Raw genomic sequence first — 2553 nt, forward strand, 5'->3', positions numbered from 1 at the left:
TTCAACTACAACGATTGGGAATCCCACCCTAACCCTTGATAGCTCAAAAAATCTCAATGTCAATATTGATAGCACTTCTTCTCTCACTCTAGCAAGTGTAACTACCTCTAATGGGACTTTGAGTGTCAATACAGATGACTCTCTTAATGGAACACTCACTCTTGCAGGGCTTACAAACGAAACAGGTGCAATCAATAACACTATCAATGTCTCTACACTAAATCTCAGCGGTGAGTTGAGCGTGGATCGTGGAGCAACCAATACAATCAAAGCCAACTCAATCACACTCTCAGGAGGTGTGATTTCCAAAAATCATACATCAGATACAAAAAACACTATTATTGCCAACTCCATTGAGTTTGCTACATCAAGTTCGGTTTATGCTGGATATAATGGAGGCAAGACAACAAAAAACCTTTTTGATATTAGTGGAGATGCTAAGTTTGGCAATAGTAGTCTAACTATCATTGCAAACAATAATTACACTGATGATAGTGCAAATCGTTATAAACAAAATATCTTCAAATTTGGTGGAAAAGTAGAAGGTGTAGTGGATGAAGTTACAGCCACTGTGGTATCAGGAGATGCTAATACACGCAATACTGCCAATATCTTAAGCTTTGAAGGCTCAAACCCACAGAGTTTGACGATCACAGATGTTAATAAGGCTGACACTCTCTCCACAAATGGTGGTGATAATGGTGCCAAAATCTATGCCAATGGTAAATCAGGTAACATCTACATCGGTAAAAATCTTACTTTAAATAGTGGAGCGACACTAGCACTCAAATCAGCTTTCAATGATTCTAATTGGAGTGATGCAACCTATCAAGCAAGTAATCTCACTCTCACTATTCAAAATCTCAATACTAATGGTGGAAAGAACTATATCAATGTCGGCACTCTTTATATAGGTGATGATGCACATGATGGAAGCATTAGTGCAAGTGGTGGAGGGGTGAATAATATCGCACTAGGAAAAAACTCAAAAATCAAAGGAAATATCACCATTGCTGATAGTGGGCAAAACAACATTGTGATTCAAGGCTCAAACGCTACTCTCACCCTTGAGGGCAAGGATACCGAAGTCACAACTCACGCAATCACTACTCTCAATGCAAGTGGAGCAAACACAACACTTGTGCTTGACAACTCAAATGTTACAACTGGAGCGATGAGCACAACGATTGGCACACTCAATGGAACTAACCTCACAGCTACGCTCAAAGGAAAAGATACTACAAATAGTGCAACTCTAGCTCTCAATGGTGGAACTCTCAAAGCTCTCACACTAGGAGAGACAAGCACAGGAAATATCCTTGATTTAAGCAATGCTACTTCAACTTTGAGTATCACAAACCAAATCAATGTAGAAAACAATCAAGACCTTACAATCAAGCTCAAAAACACAACTCTAGCCCTCAATGGAGGATTAAGCACTTCAGGAAATGGCTCAAAGATAGAGTTAGTAGGAGATACTAGCAATACTTCAAATGCCACACTCACAGGTGGAGCAGTTGCCCTCAGCAATCTTGCTCTAAGTGCGACAGATTCAAATACTCTCACTATCTCTAGCTCTTCAGCTGTGATTGATAGCATTAGTGCAAGTGGAACTACAAGCAACACTATTGCTTTGAATGGCACACGCACTACAATTACTTCAGCTATCAATGTAAATGACAAACCTCTAAGCTTTGAGGTTACTAACTCCACTCTAGTGTTTGGCTCAAGTGATAATACGATTACTTCACTCACTTCAAATGGTGGATTAGTCGATCTCTCTGTAGGAGTGAAACCACAAACTCCATATGCTATGGCTAGAAGCGTTGCATTGGCTTCAAATGGTGCAAGTGCTAGAAATACTCTTACAATCAATGATACCTTCACAGGAGAAGCGACATTCAAACTCTATGCAAGTCAAACCCAATCTGATAGAGTAGAGTTTGGAGCATCACAAGCAAATCCATACAATGTTGCCCAACCTTCAACTCCTTCAGGAGTAGCAATCATCTCAATCACAGGTGGAAATGATGTCTTCTCTATCACAGAGAGTGATAAGGTTATTGTGGCTACAAGAACTGATAATAGTGTAGAGATTGTAGGTGGAGAGAGCTATATTGGTGGAGCAAAAGTAGGTGTCACTATTGGTGCAATGGACACTGATGCAAATACATTCATCATCAAAAATACTAGAGAGATAGAAGCTGATCCTATCTATCAAGAAGTGGCAAGTTCAGCTCTAGCTGTCAATTATGATCTTTACCTTGCCAACTTCAACTCTCTAAATAAGAGAATGGGAGAATTGCGAGATGATGATCACAATCAAGGAGTATGGGCTAGAGTCTTTGGGGGGAATATGAGTAATGACTTTGGAGCAGGAAGTAAGACAGATTATCTCACAGCTCAAGCAGGATATGACTACTCACTTAGTGTAGGAGAGAATGCAAGAAACTATATGGGAATTGCCCTAGCTTATGGAACTTCTAGCACCAAAGGAAACTCAAGCTATGCAAGTAATAGCAATAATGCAGGACTATCTTTGGATAAAGTCAA

Annotated in this window: 1 protein-coding gene; it reads left to right on the forward strand. The window is 39.8% G+C overall.

The window, feature by feature from the left end; all coding sequences use genetic code 11:
- A partial coding sequence (locus tag CQA58_RS08320; protein WP_170126780.1) for a beta strand repeat-containing protein occupies window positions 1–2553 on the forward strand: 2553 nt, incomplete at both ends.

The sequence above is a fragment of the Helicobacter brantae genome (assembly GCF_003364205.1).
GTDB lineage: Bacteria > Campylobacterota > Campylobacteria > Campylobacterales > Helicobacteraceae > Helicobacter_G > Helicobacter_G brantae.